At 59.3% G+C, this 15,607-nt stretch carries 19 protein-coding genes and 1 pseudogene; 5 read left to right on the top strand and 15 right to left on the bottom strand.

Annotated features, from left to right (window positions below):
- Positions 1-1,101 precede the first annotated feature (1,101 nt).
- The gene (locus H8A92_RS00435; protein WP_229193862.1) at positions 1,102-1,344 is read left to right on the top strand and encodes a hypothetical protein; all 243 of its coding nucleotides are present in this window, start codon (positions 1,102-1,104) and stop codon (positions 1,342-1,344) included.
- Between the two features lie 888 nt (positions 1,345-2,232).
- Here the strand turns inward: H8A92_RS00435 and H8A92_RS00430 are convergent.
- The 4 genes and pseudogenes from H8A92_RS00430 to H8A92_RS00415 form a co-directional block, all read right to left on the bottom strand.
- Positions 2,233-2,647, bottom strand: a pseudogene (locus H8A92_RS00430) (hypothetical protein).
- Between the two features lie 1,050 nt (positions 2,648-3,697).
- The gene (locus tag H8A92_RS00425) at positions 3,698-4,042 is read right to left on the bottom strand and encodes a hypothetical protein (RefSeq protein WP_229194057.1); all 345 of its coding nucleotides are present in this window, start codon (positions 4,040-4,042) and stop codon (positions 3,698-3,700) included.
- Between the two features lie 811 nt (positions 4,043-4,853).
- Entirely contained in the window at positions 4,854-5,108 is a 255-nt protein-coding gene (locus tag H8A92_RS00420; RefSeq protein WP_229193861.1) for a hypothetical protein, read from the bottom strand.
- A 54-nt stretch (positions 5,109-5,162) separates the two neighbouring features.
- Positions 5,163-5,357 (bottom strand): hypothetical protein, encoded by a 195-nt coding sequence (locus H8A92_RS00415; RefSeq protein ID WP_229193860.1) that lies wholly within the window; start codon positions 5,355-5,357, stop codon positions 5,163-5,165.
- 553 nt (positions 5,358-5,910) lie between these two features.
- Between H8A92_RS00415 and H8A92_RS00410 the strand changes: the two genes are divergently transcribed.
- Positions 5,911-6,240 (top strand): recombinase family protein, encoded by a 330-nt coding sequence (locus tag H8A92_RS00410; protein WP_229193858.1) that lies wholly within the window; start codon positions 5,911-5,913, stop codon positions 6,238-6,240.
- A gap of 76 nt (positions 6,241-6,316) precedes the next feature.
- Here the strand turns inward: H8A92_RS00410 and H8A92_RS00405 are convergent, their stop codons facing one another.
- The 5 genes from H8A92_RS00405 to H8A92_RS00385 form a co-directional block, all read right to left on the bottom strand.
- Positions 6,317-6,661, bottom strand: coding sequence for a hypothetical protein (locus H8A92_RS00405; protein WP_229193857.1), 345 nt, complete (start codon positions 6,659-6,661; stop codon positions 6,317-6,319).
- 552 nt (positions 6,662-7,213) lie between these two features.
- On the bottom strand, positions 7,214-7,744 hold the full coding sequence (locus tag H8A92_RS00400) for a hypothetical protein (RefSeq protein WP_229193855.1): 531 nt from the start codon (positions 7,742-7,744) through the stop codon (positions 7,214-7,216).
- A 309-nt stretch (positions 7,745-8,053) separates the two neighbouring features.
- Complete coding sequence (locus H8A92_RS00395; RefSeq protein ID WP_229193854.1) at positions 8,054-8,392, bottom strand: hypothetical protein; 339 nt, start codon at positions 8,390-8,392, stop codon at positions 8,054-8,056.
- Positions 8,393-8,598: 206 nt separating this feature from the next.
- Complete coding sequence (locus H8A92_RS00390; protein ID WP_229193853.1) at positions 8,599-8,859, bottom strand: hypothetical protein; 261 nt, start codon at positions 8,857-8,859, stop codon at positions 8,599-8,601.
- A 35-nt stretch (positions 8,860-8,894) separates the two neighbouring features.
- Positions 8,895-9,044, bottom strand: a complete 150-nt coding sequence (locus H8A92_RS00385; protein WP_229193852.1) for a hypothetical protein — start codon at positions 9,042-9,044, stop codon at positions 8,895-8,897.
- A 35-nt stretch (positions 9,045-9,079) separates the two neighbouring features.
- Here H8A92_RS00385 and H8A92_RS00380 point away from each other — a divergent pair, with 35 nt between their 5' ends.
- Positions 9,080-9,268 carry a hypothetical protein gene (locus tag H8A92_RS00380; protein WP_229193851.1) on the top strand — a complete coding sequence of 63 codons (189 nt, stop codon included), beginning with the start codon at positions 9,080-9,082 and terminating at the stop codon, positions 9,266-9,268.
- Positions 9,269-9,336: 68 nt separating this feature from the next.
- On the opposite strand, the gene ligD is transcribed toward H8A92_RS00380, so the two are convergent.
- Positions 9,337-10,260, bottom strand: coding sequence for a non-homologous end-joining DNA ligase (ligD, locus tag H8A92_RS00375; protein ID WP_229194048.1), 924 nt, complete (start codon positions 10,258-10,260; stop codon positions 9,337-9,339).
- 164 nt (positions 10,261-10,424) lie between these two features.
- On the opposite strand from ligD, the gene H8A92_RS00370 reads away from it, so the two are divergent.
- Positions 10,425-10,649 (top strand): hypothetical protein, encoded by a 225-nt coding sequence (locus tag H8A92_RS00370; RefSeq protein ID WP_229193849.1) that lies wholly within the window; start codon positions 10,425-10,427, stop codon positions 10,647-10,649.
- Between the two features lie 928 nt (positions 10,650-11,577).
- On the opposite strand, the gene H8A92_RS00365 is transcribed toward H8A92_RS00370, so the two are convergent.
- Positions 11,578-11,769, bottom strand: coding sequence for a hypothetical protein (locus H8A92_RS00365; protein WP_229193847.1), 192 nt, complete (start codon positions 11,767-11,769; stop codon positions 11,578-11,580).
- Positions 11,770-11,839: 70 nt separating this feature from the next.
- Here H8A92_RS00365 and H8A92_RS00360 point away from each other — a divergent pair, with 70 nt between their 5' ends.
- Positions 11,840-12,148: a hypothetical protein gene (locus H8A92_RS00360; RefSeq protein ID WP_229193846.1), complete on the top strand. Its 309-nt coding sequence runs from the start codon at positions 11,840-11,842 to the stop codon at positions 12,146-12,148.
- Here H8A92_RS00360 and H8A92_RS00355 read toward each other — a convergent pair.
- The 4 genes from H8A92_RS00355 to H8A92_RS00340 form a co-directional block, all read right to left on the bottom strand.
- Entirely contained in the window at positions 12,135-12,329 is a 195-nt protein-coding gene (locus H8A92_RS00355; protein WP_229193844.1) for a hypothetical protein, read from the bottom strand. The two genes, H8A92_RS00360 and H8A92_RS00355, sit on opposite strands and share 14 nt — an antisense overlap.
- A gap of 117 nt (positions 12,330-12,446) precedes the next feature.
- Positions 12,447-12,731: a hypothetical protein gene (locus H8A92_RS00350; protein WP_229193842.1), complete on the bottom strand. Its 285-nt coding sequence runs from the start codon at positions 12,729-12,731 to the stop codon at positions 12,447-12,449.
- 813 nt (positions 12,732-13,544) lie between these two features.
- Positions 13,545-14,237: an SGNH/GDSL hydrolase family protein gene (locus tag H8A92_RS00345; protein ID WP_229193840.1), complete on the bottom strand. Its 693-nt coding sequence runs from the start codon at positions 14,235-14,237 to the stop codon at positions 13,545-13,547.
- Between the two features lie 353 nt (positions 14,238-14,590).
- Positions 14,591-15,562: a plasmid partitioning protein RepB C-terminal domain-containing protein gene (locus H8A92_RS00340; protein ID WP_229193838.1), complete on the bottom strand. Its 972-nt coding sequence runs from the start codon at positions 15,560-15,562 to the stop codon at positions 14,591-14,593.
- Between the last annotated feature and the right edge of the window lie 45 nt (positions 15,563-15,607).

Genomic DNA, 15,607 nt, shown 5'->3' with positions numbered 1-15,607 from the left:
CTGGTACCGACCCTGGTCCGCCATCATGGTCGCGCGCGGGCCGGATCGTGGCGCGACCGGGGTCGCAAAAGACCAGCACTGTCTTGAAGCCGGCGTTGTGATCGACGGGGCTGTACCGGTAGCGGAGAATTGAGCGGGGCTTGCGACGCCAGGGCAAGGCTCGATCATCGCGCGCGGAGTGAGGGCCGCTAGAAATCGGTCGGACGGCGATTACCAATAATGGGTCAATCGTCAGTTTGGCTGACAGCGTGCCATGACTTTGCGTCGTCCAACTCGAGGTAACTTTGATGCAGGCTAACCGGAGACTTCATTCCGTCAAACAACACCCGGAATGCCAGCTTGCTCGCCTTGCCGGCGCCCACCACGCGTCCCGTCTTGGAAAGGAGCCTTCCTGATCCGGTCGGCGCCGAGCTGACTGAGGCGCACTTTGTCGCCAACTCGGAAAGTCGGTGCGTCGGCTTGCAAGAGATCGATCCCCTCTGGCTCAGACAGCCACAGCTTACGTGATCCTCATTCTTGGACCGCAATCTAGGATAATTACTCGTGAGGGGCGGATTTCCGTCGGTCGGTGCTCGGCGCCGATCCCTTCGGCGGAGAATCTGTCAGCAGGCTGACGAACTGTAGCGGGGAGCGAGCCCGCCGGTTCACACCCGGCGGGCCTTTCGCAATATTCGGTCCCGCGCTCACTGCGCGGGCTGAGGGTTCAAATCAGCCGCTTCTTGCTCAGCCTTTATGAGTCCGGCGGGCTGTTCATTCGGGCTTTCGGGCCCGTGCCGTGCTCCTGCTAGAACCGGCTGCTTACGCCTGGCTGCCCACCGCTGTTCGCATTTTCTTTCAATGTCCAGAGGGACAGTAGACATGACCCGACCTCCGGTCTTGGCCTGCCCCGGTACTGCGCCATAACGTACAACCTGCCCAATAGGTCCTAAGTGCCCGGCCAGTCCCACGAACAGACGCCGCCAGCCGCAAGCGTGCTGCACGACCGATGCCACAGGCCGATGAGAGTCAAGTGCGCGTGAAATGTGATGCCGTTCACACTCGATCATCGCGAGTTGATCTAACGTAGAGGCGGGTGGCAGCTCTCGGTGTCGGAGAATCGTGATGCCGTTTTTCAGCAGCCAAAGCTTGTCGGCAACAGCCGCCGCTTCAGTGCTCAGTTTTGTCATCGCGGCAGCGGCTGCCTTTGCGGTCGTTGGTTATGCCGAGTGGTCATCGGGCGTCAATCTGACCCAATTCATGAGCGGGACTGCCGCAGATGCCTCACCGACTCTGCCGCCCAAGGGTCGAACGGGTTGCGAGCAGGGCAACAAGTCGCTGCCGACGTTTTCTCTGCCGCTCGAATGACGCCGGCCTAAAACGACTGCGCCCGATAAATCGGGGACGCTGAAATTCCTTGTGCAGCTGAAATTGCAGGGTCTGTGCCAGACGCGGAGGTTATATGGCGGGGACTGCGGCCTTACCGTCGGGCGTGATCCTTAGCCGATGCCCATTGGGGCAGGTAAGGTCAGATATCGAGCGGGCCACGAACTGAATCCACGCGCTGGAGACTGTAAGCGCGATCTCGTGCAAATCGGGCAAACATATTCTTTGTCCTCGGCTGGTTTTGGGGAGGTCATCGGCACCACTGTCCAGGAACACGTGGCAACGCCGGAAGTCGTCTATTGCTCCCGTGTCACAGCCCCCGACTGCGGGAGTTGGAATGTGGCCTCTGCGCGCCGATGCCTCCGCGCCGAAGATGCCAATCCGACGATGTTCACAGCGCGCGAGGCCGGGTCTTCCGAACCGATACCTCCGACGGGTCTGGAACCGACGGGGGCCTGGTAAAGATGGCGCGAGGCGAGATATATCCCGGTGTCGCTCCCAAGGACCCACCCGCATCACAGTACTATGGGGCAACCTTAGCAAGGTGATTTGCTAGGCAACCCGGCCGCGGATTTGAGCAACTGCGCGGTGCCGAAATTGGGGATCTATCGATATTCCCCCGCTCTTCCGTGCTCGTTGGGCGTGGCCTGATTTATGCTTCAAGATGACCGATCGTATACGGAGACGCGCAGTGAGGCAGGACCTTTTGGCTATCTGCAGCGGAATACTTGCCACTGGTGCTATTGCTTGGACCTTGTGGGGCAATCCGGTGAACGTGCCGCACATGCATGGGGCACAGACGATAGCGGATCAAGACTTCAGACTCGTCTCCCAGCGAAGTCCATATATGCGGGACGAGCGTTAGGGCTGTCATCGTTCTCCCGGCCACCAGCTCGATGCCGGGTTCATGGCCGAGATCTTGTTCGTCCGCGATGCCACCAGGTGGCTGCGCTTGAAGGGGTGACCAACTCGGCGTGAGCACCCCTTGCACCGCATATAGCGCTCGAGCTCGTGGATAGGCGTCCACTTTGGCCGCCGAGTGATATCCAGCGCCACCGTCTGGTGAGTATCACAGCCGAGGCACTTGACCTCGAGGTAGTGGTAGCCGGCGTTCAAGGCGTCACCGAGAGCGGGAGAGGGCTGAGCCGGACCTTGGAAGGCGAGCATGCGGGCGTTCCAAGCCTGACGGGCCAGAGCATCAGCATCTAGCCGTGCTTCCTTCGACCGCTCGGCCAGATGCCTGGACAGTTGCGCCGAACATGTCTTCCCGAGATTTCGAGCCCATCCCGACTACAGAGCAGAACGAGGGTGGCCGCGCAAATAATCAATGGGTTGAAGCGCGGAACAGGACGCGGGTACAGCTTGTCGTGGCTGTGGAGAAGTGGACGCGTCATGGTAAGCCGTTCGCCCGAGATTGCTGTATTCCTGCCATTGTCGACTCGATTTAGCGCGGAATGCAAGCAACCGAGTGCCGCGCCCATCGATAGTACTGGCCGCAGGGCGGAGTGGGTCGGGAAGTAGCCGGACATTCATTTCGAACTGGTCGAGCTTCTTGCCAGCCATCACGCACGCACGCGCCAAAGGCCGACGTATGACAGCCAACGCCGCACGCACCGGCGTCCCTAGCTGCAGTCAAAACAACTAAAATCAAGTTGATACCGAACAATAAGCGCGCCATGATCCCTTCCTTGCTATCACTTCGCTAAAATCGAAATGATATAGCTTCCTTCCCGAGCACCCTTTCTATTCGCGCTAAGTCCTATTCGTGATAAGTCCCAGCGCTCCGGGGAAAGAGCGCTGGGACTGACGGTGAGGGCGGTCGGGGCAGGACCGTGTGTGCCTTCACCCGATTGCCTAATTTTCCCGGCTATGGATCGTTCCTATCCAATGGCCCATTTTTCAGCGTTGCCGCTCTGTCGGACTTACGGCTCCACGATTGCCTTGCGCTGTTCGGCGGTGGCGCGAGCCCTCTCCAGCGCTGCTGGGTAGATTAGCCGCTCATTGAGCTTTAGCTCGTAGAGCAGGGCCCCGGTCTCGGAGACCAAGGTGAAGTGCCAGAGGCGGTGGCCGCCCGGGGGCCATGCTCGCGCTCGTAGCGGCCGCTATAGATCTCGATCTTAGCCATTGGGTCTCTCCCCCGCCATGCGCGCGTGAAGGCCTTGGCCTTTTCCAATGCCTGGTGGCTGTCTGAGCTGCTGCCGGTTTGATGGACACCGAGTCAAGCTAACCCCACCATGCGCTCGAACTCAACCGACGGATCGCAGGCCGCCGACGTAGGTAGCACACGCGGGTCCAGTTGCCCATTTGAGCGCACCCCCAGGACGGCGTCAGATCCTTAGCGCGGCTCAATAGTCGTGTACGTGGGGTCGTTCGGCATCTGCGCTTCGTACTGCTCGGCCTTTCTGAGCAATGCATCCCGAACAGGACCCGCCGGTAAAAGGGTGGCTTGGTGGCGCGCCTCTCTCGCGCATTCGGCGAGTTTACTCACCCGTTCGTCGGTCTCCGCACTTGCTTCCCGGGCCAAGCGCTCTGCCTTCAGTCTTTCGCGGTTCTCATGGAAGGCCTTTTGCGCTTTAGCGTAATCGCTCAAGGCCTCCTTTGCTTCCGTCGCTCTGAATAGCTTGCGGGCTTCTCTTTCCGCACCTGTCGGTGCAATCCTCCGCTCTCGATCGTTGATCATTGCTAAACGTCCTTTTCAGGCTCAATGGTGATCAACTCATCGCGCTAGATTTCGATCCTAACCGAGCCGCCAAGGATGCGAACGGGGCATTAGTTGCCCCATCGAACGCAGAACGTTGTCTATCATTTGTTTCCGGCAAGCGCATGGAAAGCAAATGCTGCGCCTTAATCCAGCTCATCGCATACCCGCCGTTCACCAACGGTAATAGCGATATGGCGGCTCGAAAACGAACGTGGAGCCGAAGCGATATGGCAGGGGATCATAACCGATCAGATATGCCGATCTCAGCAGCCGATAGTGCCTATATCGAACGGTGTGAACAGATCTGTGCCACGATGTGCCGCAGGCGCAGCGCCGACGGGAGCTGAAATCGGAAGCATGATTGAGCTGTAGCTTTGAATGCTGTGCCGATGCAGCGTTTGGAATAATGCAGAGTGTGCAAAAAGCCAGAACGGCTAGCAGCCGGGTCATCTGATCAATCCTAAATTCGTCAAAGTACGACGGCTTTAGAACCGCGCAGAAGCTAGCAAGTTCCTGAGCCGGTCAAATCAATCGCTGCCCATTGAGCGCATAGCGTTGGCGGTCATCTGCTGTCGGTAGAATGCGCGCGCTTTAAAACGCGCTCTGGCAAGTATCGCTATGCCACCTGCTGCGAGACAAGCCACGGTTCCGATGGTTGCCATCGTCGTCTCCCGGTTACTTCCGAGAGTCTGAATCAACCAGGATTCGAGGGCAAAGGCAAAGTTTCGGTTGTCTAAGCCAGGCTCTGCACCATGAGCCGAACAACGCAGTCGTCGCGGACGGGAGGCTATCATCCTTTGATAATGAGGCGATTCAAGAACGCATTGCAGGCCCGCTCGGCTTCAGCGAACGTGCTGAAGGGCGATCCCGATACTTGAGCCGCTGGCATATTTAGGAAGTCGGGGCGATATGATGCAACAAAACCCGGATCTCCATGCAAGCCGGGTCCGGTCTGGCTCTCGTTGCTGATGACGAATGAATAGTCGTCGCTGCTCGCGATCCATATCTCTAGTTCAGCATCGACTTGGCGGAAGTGCAGGGCCATGTCGCCCTCCACGGAGAGGCCAAAAACTTGATCCTGAACGTCCCAGATGGGCGCTCAACCTGCTTTTGTGCGGTTGGCCGCTTCAGCTTCCCGCGCCAGCCGCTCTGCCTTTAGGCGCTCTCGATTATCGTGGAGCGCTTTTTGCTCTTTGGCGTAATCAGTCATGGCTTCCTTCGCCTTGACCGCTTTGAATATCTTGTGGGCTTCGCGCTCCGTAGCTGTCGTTGTACGCCGCTCTCCGTTGATCATTGTTGACCTCCCACTTGGGCTCTACAGTCAACGCGTGGCGCGGGCTTTCGATCCCGTCGGCTGATTGCTTTGTTCACGCCTTTCGGTTCGGCTGATCACGCCGCACGCCCTGAAATTCCTCCGGCCCCTTGACGAGCTTGCGCTTGCGGTCCGATTGATCGTCCGGGCTGGCTGTAGGGTCGCGCGCCTTGTCGATTGCGTTGCTCGCTAGTTCACGAGCCCGCTGCTTTGTGTTTTTACGATTCTGCTGATCTTCGAGCGCGGAGCGCGCCTCGGTCGTATGGTCAATCCGAGCTCGACCAGTTGGCGGATAGCATCCGACCGCGTCGTTTCGCGCTCCGCGCCCCACGCATCGACGGCGGCAACGGTGGCGGCAGGTATCCGAGATGAGACCATGGGGTCGCGACCAGTGGAAGGGCGCCCCCGTTTTTGGCCGGGCGGAAGCCGTCACTTCCGGTCCGGCCCTAACCTCAACCATCGAAGGGTCGATCAACATGGCTAAGGCTGGAAAGCGTGTTAGCACGCCACCCACAAGCTCGTCCGCACTTCTATCGTGGCCAAGCTTGACCGGCTCTCGCGTGATGTCGCTTTCACCGCGGGGCTGATGTCCAAGCGCGTGCCCTTCATCGTCACGGAGCCGAGCCGCAACGTCGACCCGTTCATGCTGCACATGTACGCCGCCGTCGCGCAGAAAGAGCGCGCGCTGATCAGCGAACGGAGCAAGGCAGCGCTGAAGGCGGCGCAAAGCCGGGCCACTCAGCTCGGCGGCCTGCGCGATTACGGACGCGAGGCCAAAGAGGCGCAGTCGAGCGGGCGAGGGCACTGGCACCGATCTTCGCGGAGCTTGAGGGAAAGTCAGCTCGCGAGATCCCGCGCGTCCTGAACGCGCGCTACGTTGCCACGCCGACCGGGCAGCCTTGGTCCACCGTCAATGACGTGCTGCTCTTTCGCCTTGCGCACTAGAGTTCGTCCGAGAGCGAGCGTGCATACTCTTCCTGGGGGCTGAGATTGTCATCGTGCACGCCGCGGGCGATATAGCTCTTCGTCGGCCTGTGCCCCGGCTCCAAGAATGAATGGAGAAAAGCCGATCCCTTGAGCTTGGACTTGAGATCGTCGACAATCTTGCCGTGGTCGACCCAACCGCCTTCGTCGTTCAAGAGTTTGCCCATCAGGTCACGTACGGTGGGCGACTTGGAGCCGGGCGTCATGTCCGTCAGGTCAGTCTGCGGGTGATTGTCATCGAGCAGTCCCTCGGCGCCTACTTCGCCTTGGAGTTTATCGCCACCGGTCGGACGAGCAGGCATCGAGGCATCGCGAGTAGGTCCAGGCTCACTCGGCATCTCGTCAACCGAGGGCAGCCGAACACCCTCCGCCTGTTGTGCAGGACGAACCACTGGTGGTTGGTCTGGCTCTTGTGCTGGCTGCGGCGCAGGTTAGCGCGCTGGCTTCCCCTCGAGTTGATCGGGTAACGCTGCCTCTGATGCCGGGTCTACATCTCCAGTCGTCAGCATGTCGCCTTGTTCTGATGGCGCGGTATCTTTCCCGTAGACCCGATCAGATCGCTCCGGACTCGACTGAGGATTACCTACCGTGTCGCCAGTCTCCGGAGGCGCAGTCTGGACGGTCGCTGCTTCGCCTTCCACGACGGGCTGCTGTGATACCTGTGCCTGGTCCTGCGCTGCTGGATTGAGGTCGACATTGGGTCGGCCGGCGACCTTCCGAACGGCGGATGCTCCGATCCCTTGCAAGCGGCTGCCGAGAGGATTGGCGCCAGGCATTGGCGGTGCCAAGAGCGGCTTCAACAGCGAGATGGGTAGCGTCCACCTTCCCGGTTTAAGCATACTCTTGGCCAGCTCCTATCGCCGCCATTGCTCCACCAGCAACGCCACGAGCGGCGAGGCCAACTCCACGAGCAGGACCAGCGCCGAGCATGTTAGTCGCAGCGCTTTCGATAAATTGTTCAGTTGGATGAGCCTCAGCGTTGGCGGCCAATATATCTTCGTCGTGAACGCCAATCGCATCGAAGCCGGCCTTACCAGCTTTATCGCCGAGATACCCTCCGAGAAGCGCTCCACCGACAGCACCAATAAAGGGGATCGCAGGAGCGGCCGGGCAAAAAATGGAGCAGCTACTGCGCCAGCCCCCATTCGTGCCCATCCTCCTGCAGCACCGGGGATTTCGTGAGCCACACGGCGGGCTGTACGTGGAACGAAGCTTTCGGCTTGGGGGCGTGCCGCGCTAGCCGGCATGTCGTCGAACGACGGCAAGTCATCGAACATGAGCGGCCGCTCAGGCTGAGAAGCCTGTGCTGGAGCCTGTTGGCTGTCCGGAATGTCATCGAACGATGGCATATCATCGAACGATGGAAGGGTGTGATTCTCGGCCATGGCGGCGCCTCTCACGGGGTTATTTCTTGCCCGAGCGTGCGCCCGATTGCATTTATAGGGACTTTGTGGCCTGGGGCTGCAGATCGCGGTGGGGAGCGTGTTTGCGTTTAAGCGCGCGCCTTAACACCATTGCGTGTGTTCATCGTGCGGCCGGGCAGGGCTCCCGCGGCGCTGCGCCGGGTGGACGGCCAGCCGAACCAAGAAGGCCACAGTCGCGGCCCCTCGTCCTGAATGGATGGGCCGCTTCGGCGCGCGAGAGCGTTGCCGCAACTCGAGCGGTTGTGACAGTGCGTCAGCTAAGAGTTAGCTCTATGGCTTTGGGCTTGGTGTGGGCGAGGGTGGCTGAGGCGCCGGCGCTGGCTGATCCAGAGAGGTGATTGGCTGATCCGTGCCATTATGCGGAATGCAGGTCCCGGCATTCGCAATTTTCCCGGCGGCTTCCTTCCGAGCTCGACGGTGGTGGCGGCCACGGCGCCTGTCGAATTCGTCGTTATCCATCATCGCGCGTTGACCCAATGCGCTGTATGCGTTCGCATAAGTTTGTTGCAACTGCTCCTCAGCGGTCAAGCAATCGGAGAGCTTCTCGAACACAAGATCGGTCTGAACCGGCGCTACGCCACCAACCAATACGACTAAAATCCATTTCATGACTTCGCGATCCCACTACCCCGCAAACGCTGGGGGAATTGAGGAGTTCCAGTTAGATCTTGTGCAGTGCGTGCCACGAAGTCGGAGCGAGCGCGTCGTTAAGCAGTGTGGTTCCAACGGAGGTCATGCAATGCTCAAAAGGAATGGGTACCAGATTAAAAATGAGAAAGGCCGCCAACGTGGCGGCCTCGGATAGTTAAGAGCAGCTAGTCGCAACGGCGGATCCTGCGCACGGATCCGTCATCACGTTCAATCGTGACTGTGCGGCAACCGCGATAGCCGCGATCGTATCCGTAAGCACGATAAGCCGGCCGATCGTAGTCGCGGTAATACCCTCGCGGTCCCACCGCCACTCCACCAAACGGGGTCTCAACTGCTACTTGAGCTGATGCAGGTGTGGTGGCGATTGGCGCGACGACAGAAAATCCGGCAACCGCCAACACGCCGGTCAGCAAAAACGTTCTCATGGTGCTCCTCCTGGTAATTGAACCGCCGTTTAACATCACAGGTGGAGCAAAGTTCCTGTGGTCCGATCAGCGGCGATGTTGGTGGTGATGTCCCCATCCATAATGATGCCCTCGGTGCCACCCGCGGTGGTGACCGTGGCCCCAGCCGTAGTGATGGCCTCGGCCGCCATGATGACCCCAACCATGTCCGTGTCCGTGCCCATGTCCGCCTTTGACTTGAATGACGGCACTGTCGTCACCGGTCAGCGAATTTGGTGTCGCAACGGGTAGTGCAGATGCTGACATGACCGGTGCCAGCAAAAGAACGCAGGCGGAAAATCCGCTAATCAAAATCCTCTTCGACATAGAGCTCCCTCCCTTGATTGCAGCCATCAATGATCTTCCGTTCAGTTACTACAACGATGGCTGAACGGTGCGTTCATGCGATGTTCAGTGAAAGGCAGCAGGGAGAGATATGACTGCGGTTCGGTGGCTCACTCACAGGTCCTCACGCACGCCACGGAAGAAGGGATGCCGCACTTTGCCCTCGGCTGATTTCGCGCGGTACTCGATCTCGGCGAGGATCTTCGGCTCGACCCAGATCCCTTTGTGCCTGATGCGCTTGGTGTAGGGCTGGGTCTTGCGGATCAGCGGGGTCAGGCGTTGGCGAAGGTCGGCGGCTGAGGCTTTATCAAAGCCATGATCGACTTTGCCGGCATAAATCAACGCGTCACCCCGGCGCCGGCCGACATAGATACCGTCCCAATCATTGCCGTCGAGCGCGAAGCCCGCAATGGTCAGCGTCTCGCGCTGGGCGCACGTCTTCTTCACCCAGTTGCGGCTGCGGGTACCGGTCGGATAAAGGCTGTCGGCGACCTTTGACACGACGCCCTCATAGCCCAGCTTGCAGGCATGGGCAAACATCTCGGGGCCGTCGACCTCGAAGCTTTCGCTAAATTGGATGGCGGTGTATGCAATGAGCTTCTTCAGCACGGCCTTGCGCTCCTTTAGGGGGAGCTTCCGGAGATCCCGACCGTTGAGATAGAGCAGATCGAACGCAACCATGGCGATCTTGCTGGATTTTCCTCGGAGCTCGTTCTGTAGCACTGAGAAGTCGGTGGTGCCGTCCGTTGCCGGAACGACAATCTCACCATCGATGATCGCCGAGGCGGCAGAGATGTGCCAGGCATCGTCGGCGACCTTCTTGAACCGTTTGGTCCAGTCATGACCGCGGCGGGTGAAGATGGTCACGGTTTCGTTCGCGAGATGGGTCTGGACGCGATAACCATCAAACTTGATCTCATGGATCCATCGGGTGCCGCTTGGCACCTTGTCGATCGGCGACGCCAGCGCCGGCGCGATGAAGCCGGGGAAGAGCGCCTTCGCTCCGATCGCCTCGGGCTTCCTCCGCTGAAACGCCACATCGCAACTCCACAAAACAATGAGCTGATTCAAACGGGCATGGTCGCCAACGTTCCAGTGGGCGATTGGAACTGGCGATCTTACCTCGCGTTTTGCCAGAGCGGCAAAGACAGCGAAGAAGCCAAGCCGCCGCGGAAGTCCGCCTGACCCTATAGGAGAGCCGGATGGATATGAAAGAAGCCTCGGCCATGACGGAAGCTTCGGGGCTAGTCGAGGAGCAGGACGGCAGCGGTCGGACTTCCGAAGCGCCCCGTCGACAGCCCCAGCGGCCTTCGCAGGATGTCGCGCTGCGCTGGGCCGAGCGGCTTCGCCCGGTTGCCTCTGAGGCGCCCCTGCAGTCGCTCATCGTCGCCTTCCTGATCGGGATGTGGGTCGCGCGCCGGCACTAACGGGAGGCGGGAACTGGCACGCCTCGTGGCCGGGAAGCTCATAACGTTTCAGAGCCCCTAGCTCTCAGCAATTGCATTGCTGACCTATATGATGTGGGTTCAGGACGTGCGCGAGATGGTCAAAAAAGTCACGTGGCTCAAATGGGCATGTTCTGGTCAGCGGGCGCACGTATCGCACGACCCGAATAAATGGTCCCGGCGCTCTTTGGAGACGGGACCAAGACGCTGCAATGAATCCCTGTCGCTCACCAATCGAATCGGACCGAGTACCGCTGCTTCAGCCTTAGTTCGGTGGTCTTTGCCGAGATGAGGACCTGCGCTTGATCAGCGCCATCACGCGTGATGGGCACCAAAGTCCAATCAGTACCGGAAGGGTTGATTTCGACGTGGCAGACATGCTCTCCGCCTGGGAGACTGCGGAGCTCGCGCAGAGCGATGAGTTCAAGATCTTTGGCGCATGCCATTGTGAAGGGCACGGGAATGCTCCTGGTCTCTCATCCCGGGATGAACTCGGGCTGCCCCGTGCTGTTCCTAAGGCATTGGGCCAGCGAAGGGGGACCGCCCTATGCGCGCACCGATGAGAGAGCTGGAAAGCAGCCATACACCTCGATCGGGATGCCGATGTAGGAAATGACGCTTGATGCATGGATCAACGATGAACCGAGCGACAGCTTCGCCAGGCCGCCGCGGACGATCGACTCGCCATCTTGACAAACGTTGCGATTCTTCAGAGCGTTCTCGACGATCCAGGGAAACGCTTTGGTCCAATCGTTGCCGCCTTTGTGATCAATCGGACGCGGTCTCCGTCGCGCTCGAGGCGGTGGTAGCCGTCGTATTGATCTCGTGGAACCATTCCGGGCCTGCAGGAACCGTCTTCCCGAGCGTTGGCAGGCAGAACTCGAATTTCGGCATGACCGGAAGGTAGGTATTATGAGCCGGCTTTGCGAGTCGCCAGCCGCTTCGCCAGAGCCTCGGCTTCTTCTTTTGTCAGCTTCTCTGCGAACGCCCCATTCTTCTCTATTTGGGCCGGCCCTTTGAGTTCGGTGTCGTAGACCATCCAGCCCTTGCCACCTTGCCGAACGAGGAACCGACCTCGCATCGGGCGTCCAATAATTTCCATTGCAAACGCCACCTGTAAAAACCAGTTCGGTGGCTAACTCGCAAGATGGCGCAAGTGAAGTATGTGAGTCTTGGACTTCAACTTTAGGCGAACAACTCTTTGCCCCATCACTAACGTCCCGATCTCGCTCGAGCCAATCCTGACCGATCGCATGCCGAAGCCCAGCCCAGTATTCGGCCGGCGTCGCCTTGTTCTGGTCGAGCATCCGGTAGTTGATCTTCTCGATGTAGATCCTGCCGTCTTGCACTGGCTCGAACGCGCGGGCGTGATCCATGATCCTGCGGGCGGCTTTCTCGGGGGCGGAGTAGGGGCGGTCGCCCTTCATCTGCATCATGGAATTTCCCTCAACTTGCCGTCCAGCGCGCTCATACCGACTTGAGTCTATCTCTCAGTTTTCGGTTGATGAGCATTTCGGCGCGCCGCTTTGCCAATTCGGGCAACCTCGTACGCACGGTGCTATGCAGCACCTCTTTACCTAGCTCAATGATGATCTCGAATTGATCGTCGTATTGGCGTGTCACGCTGAACGTGACGCCTCGGTGGATATAGATTGTCGGCATGAGCGCGATTTAGCAATTCGACGCTGCCGCCCGTACCGTAAAGATACGGGCAATCGTCCCTCTGCCGGCATAGCGGCATGCGCTGTTCTTTACCGCGCCCTGTGCCGACCGTCGACGTCAATGACCCGTGCGATGATCCCGCGTGCCTGTTTCAGGATAATTGCTGGCTCCGCAGGCGTAGCTCACTCCGCAGTGTCGGCCGTTGTCAGCGCGCGACGCATTGGTGACGGACACTCCGCCTTCGCCTTGCGTGGACCCGCGGTGGTCGCGGACAACAGCAACTTCTGGCGCAGCGAAAGAATGGGCGCTCATGCCACCACCACCGCCGTGACCGCCTGCGAAAGCCGACGATCCCGAGAGAAGTGCGATGGTGACACCAACGGCAACAATAACCTTGTTCATCTGCTCGCTCCCTTGCTGACCGGATCATTCCGGCGATAGGGAGGACCTTATGCGGCGGCTCGACGCGCGATGTGACCGGCGTCACGTTGACCTTCGCTCGGGCCGGTTGGCGAGTTCCGCATAGACCAATGGTGCATTGTTTTGCGGGGACCAGTTTGCGGAATATCTCTGCACGCAGCGGCATGCTACAACGCTTGCGCAACTACAGCACCAGCGCCGGTAGGGGCGCTGGTGCTTTTATGAGAGCGGCCCCAGCAACCTATGGGGGCCTTATAGGGAAGGCAGGTTGCTGAGGCCTTCTACCAGGCCCGTCCGCGTTAACGGGCCAGGTTCAGAAAAGCAAAGCGGCGGCTGTTACGAGGACTGGAAGCAAGCCGAAGAAAATGATCGCAGCGTCGTGGTGCAGTCCAGGCGTTTCGGACACTGCATCTTTTGCGCGACGCCCGCCGATTGTCGAAGCGCGCGAGCTGCACTGATCTGGGCCGCTAGTCGAAGAAGAATCCAGAAGACCATATGTCATTGGAAGCCCCGGCCTCGAAGGGTTTCCATGCTATGCAGAGAGATCCTCGCGGGCAAAGTGCAGTTTGTGCCACAGCGACTTGGTCCAGTAGTTCTACGGTCCCTCGAATGAGTCTCGGGAAAAATTGGCTATTGTCGATGGGCTGCACCATCGGTCGGGGCCTGAGCGCGTTCTCGACACTTGCGATCTCGGCTCCGGAAGCGCCTCAGGAAGAGCGTGGAACAGGATCACAGCTGAAACAGCAACCGCTCTCAAGCCGTCAATGTCCGGTCGGTAGTCGGCCTTCATGCGGATTATCTGATTGCCGCAGACGGGCAAGCTGCGGCTTCGATTGCAGCGAAGAGAGAGTTGGCCCATGTCTGGTAGGCTGCGGGCGCCAGGTGGACACCATCGAGCGTGTGGCGGCTGCCAAGCGAAGGGGACGGCGTGAATGCCGCGCCCATGATCTTCGCGTAGGTTTCGTTTTCCTTTGCGATTGTGTTGTTGAGCGCGGCGCTGTTCGCAACGAGCGGTCCGGACTCTGCTTCCGAGATGCCGAACGCTGCGACGTTCTGAGAAATCTGCCGGATCTGTTTGAGGAGCTGGACTAGGTCGCTCTCGAACGTTTCACTTCCGCCCAGCGCATCGTTCATGCCGAGCGCGATGACGATCAGGGCTGGATGGGTCCCGCTGAGGAACCCGAGGCCGGTAGATCGGAAGTCCGCCAGCTTGGCGCCGCCAATGCCAGCATTCACCACGGGGCGTCCGCAGATCGCGCTCGGAAACGTCGCGGCTTCAATGAGACTGTCGCCGACGACCACGATCGGTACTTCAACTCTCGTCAGTTGCTGAGCGATGATCGCGCGGCGCACATCCGCATGCACATGATAGTGAATTGACGTTGTGGCTTCGCCGAAGCGTTTTCGCACGCGTTGAAGTTCGGAGAACGATGCACCGAAGGCGACTAAGAGAATAGCGGATATCAGCCAGGGCAGGGCACGCTTCATTTCGCGCGCTGCTTAGCACCACAACCAAAGATAGACAATACATAGAAACAAATCAACAATTATTAGTAATACAATACCCGCCGCGAAGCATTCGCTGGCTGTGCCTCGGTAGTTCTGGGTCGAGCGAAATCCCCATAGGGTGAGGAGCGCTGCTCCGATAACGGCAATCGCACCAGACGAAAGTCTTGGCGGCACTCTTTCTTGCTCGCTACCCATGTGCCGTGCCGATGACCGAGCGGGGGCCCTCGGTCATTCTTGTTTCCCGCCAGACGAGCCGCTTCCCTATTGTTGGATACGGGCCAGCCCTGTTTCTCGGTCAGCGATCATTTGCTGGCTCTGATGAGTATCGCCGGCTATTTGCGGCGGTTTGCCGACCGTTTTGGTGGGCCTTCTGGACGCTGCCACTTCCGACCTCTGCTCGGAAAAAACTTGCGCGCGAGTGGTTGGCCGGTGGCGCCGTGACGAGCATCCTTATCAACAGCGTTTGCCTGCTGGACTTGCTGACCGTGGGTCGAGATGGCCGCCACGATCGACCGAAACTCGCGCAGGATTTCCGGGTGATTGGCATCGAGGTAATCCACGATCCTGGACCGTCCAAGGAGGGTGGAGACATAGCGGGTCGCGATCACCAGGTTGACCATGTCCGCGCCGTAGGCAAGCTCGACCGTCTTGAAGTCCTGCTGCGCTTTCTTCAACTCACGTTCCATGAGAGCCAGATCAGCTGAGGTGACTATCGGCGGAGGAAGCCGCCGTCGCGGTCTCACCAGATCCGTCTCCGATGTGGCTATGAGCAAAGCCCGGGCATAGGCAGATGAGTAGGTCGCGGTGGAGACCATGAGTCTCGCGGCTTCGGCCTGTCGCATCGGCTTCATCTTGCGCAGCAGGTCAAACACCACCGGGTTAGCCGGCTTGTCCATTAAAAGGTTGGCGACCTCATCGGATATGCCCCTGAGAAGGCTTTGCCGGTGCTTGACGGCCTCGATCTTGATGCCAAGGGCCCTGGCCAGTTTCTCCTCGGATATGCCGCGTTCGATGGCGCGAAGGATCAGAAAATGCTCCTGGACCGTGCCGATCCGGTTGATGCGTTTGTTGTAGGTGAACGCTTCATCGTCGTCGGCAAGAATGCATTCAACTTCCGTATCGCCCCTTTCCATCAGGATCATTCGCTTCAAATGCCCGTCAAGCAGCAAATACTGGTTACGACGATCCGGTTTGCGGTACACGACGATCGGCTCAACCAGTCCGACCTCATTGATCGAGGCGGCAATGCTTTGGTATTTGGCGGATTGCTTCACGCGATCCGTTACTTCCTTGGTCGGCAGCATGCAAGCAAGTGGCAAGATCGAGAGTTCGAGGTCGAATGCGGCTCG

The sequence above is a fragment of the Bradyrhizobium acaciae genome (genome assembly GCF_020889785.1).
Classification (GTDB): domain Bacteria; phylum Pseudomonadota; class Alphaproteobacteria; order Rhizobiales; family Xanthobacteraceae; genus Bradyrhizobium; species Bradyrhizobium acaciae.
The sequence above is the reverse complement of the archived record's forward strand: the minus strand, read 5'-3'. Positions and strand labels throughout refer to the sequence as shown.